The 1,881-nt window shown below is 39.9% G+C and carries 1 protein-coding gene; it reads right to left on the reverse strand.

Annotated elements, in window-relative coordinates; translation table 11 throughout:
* A partial coding sequence (locus tag BAZSYMA_RS09805) for a hypothetical protein (protein ID WP_195910050.1) occupies positions 1-1,881 on the reverse strand: 1,881 nt, incomplete at both ends.

Below are 1,881 nucleotides of genomic sequence, written 5' to 3' on the forward strand. Positions count from 1 at the left end.
CAGCAATAATAACTCTATTGCGACCCACATTTGCCAAGGTAACCTTTTCATTTAAAGTGAGGGTGATTTTAATTTCATCGCCAATAGTAAAGACGCCTTTACTGTTAGCAGGTCCACTGTCTATGCGCCAAGCATTGGCAGCCGGTTTGGGCGCATAAACATCGACCGAAAGTGGCGAATTAGTGCCACTGAATATTTGCATATCTGCTAACTTGGCGCCGACACCATAAAAAGAACTGTCTAAAAATAACTTGGTGTCCTTATTTGAAGTTTGGCTCGAAGTATAAAGCAAGGTGCCTTGAGCAAGAGGTCCGTCTGCTGCCCTGATATGGTAATACTTTATTGTGGAACCCGATCTGACAACTTTCATATAATCACCAGCGGCATAGCTAACCCCTGTGTTACGCTGAGGCTTGCCACCCTCATAAATGACAAATTTATTGCCTATTCCTGCGTCTGCATACAAAGCATAATCAATACTCTTGAAAGAATCATCACTATCATCGCTTGAAAGTCCGATCATCACCCTTTTGTTGGGCTCAACAATCTTGGCAATAACATAACCATCACCAACAAACCCTTTGGAAGAACTAACATCAGCATTCCAGCCAGCGCCAGAGATTTTTTCATAAACACCGTTGGTTAGCGTCATCCTTCGGCTTCCGCCGATGCTAAGATGGGTATCAAGTGATGTGTTGGAAAGTTTCACGGGGCTGCTAATGCCACTGAAATCAATATTATTGCCATCTGTATCAACAATATCGGATAAAAAGATGCTGCGTCTACCATTGATATTAAAATACTTACTGTCAATTGTGTCGTTAATTTTCACAGTGTAGGTAAACACCAGCGTGTTAGTCGGGGTACCATTTGTGCCTGTTAAAAGAAATTCTTTGCCAGCAATAACAATTTTATTGTGACCAACCTTGGCCAAAACAACCACCTCATCTATAGTGAGAGTTAGTTTAATTTCATCGTCAAGGGTGAAGACACCGTTCTTATCGGCGGTTGTGCTGTCTATATGCCAAGCGTTAGCAATGGGTTTTGGCGCGCCAACATCTACTGAAAACGGCAAATTCTTGCCACTGAATATTTGCATATCTGTTAACTTAGCACCAACATCATGAAAAGAACTGTCTAGAAACAATTTGGTATTTACATTTGAAGTTTTGCTTGAGGTGTAAAGCAAAGTGCCTTTGGCGTGAGGACCATCACTTGCTTTAATATGGTAATATTTTATTTGGGTGCCTGATCTAGTGACTTTCATATAGTCGCCAACGGCATAAGAAACACCTGTTTCATACTTTTTTCCACCACTTTCATAGATAACAAATTTATTATCTATACCTGCGTCTGCATACAAAGCGTAATCTATAGTATCAAAAGAATCACTAGTATCGTCACTTGAGAGTCCCAACATCATATGCTTATTAAACGCACCAATCTTAGCAATAACATAGCCATCATTAACAAAACCTTTGGAAGAGGTAACATCGGCATTCCAGCCCCTGCCAGAGGTTTTTTCATAAACGCCATTGTTGTGGGTTATTTTGCCGCTACCAATAACAAATTCAGTGTCAAGCAATGTCTTGGAAAGTTTTGTAGGGCTGCTGATAGCACTAAAATCAATATAATTTCCATCTGTATCTTTAATGTCGTTTAAAACAATATCACTTTTATTGTCAATATTAAATTTTTCAGCGCTAATCTTGTCGTTGGCTTGAATGGTGTAAGAAAACTCCAATATGTTGGTGACTGTATTGTTAGTACCTGTTAATAAGAATTCCTTGCCAGCAATCGTGATTTTATTATGACCAACCCCTGCCAAGGTAACTGCCTCGTCTAGTGTTAAGCTTACTTTGATTGTATCGCCGATGGTAA

This window comes from Bathymodiolus azoricus thioautotrophic gill symbiont, from assembly GCF_001298715.1.
In the GTDB taxonomy this organism is placed as follows: Bacteria; Pseudomonadota; Gammaproteobacteria; order PS1; family Pseudothioglobaceae; genus Thiodubiliella.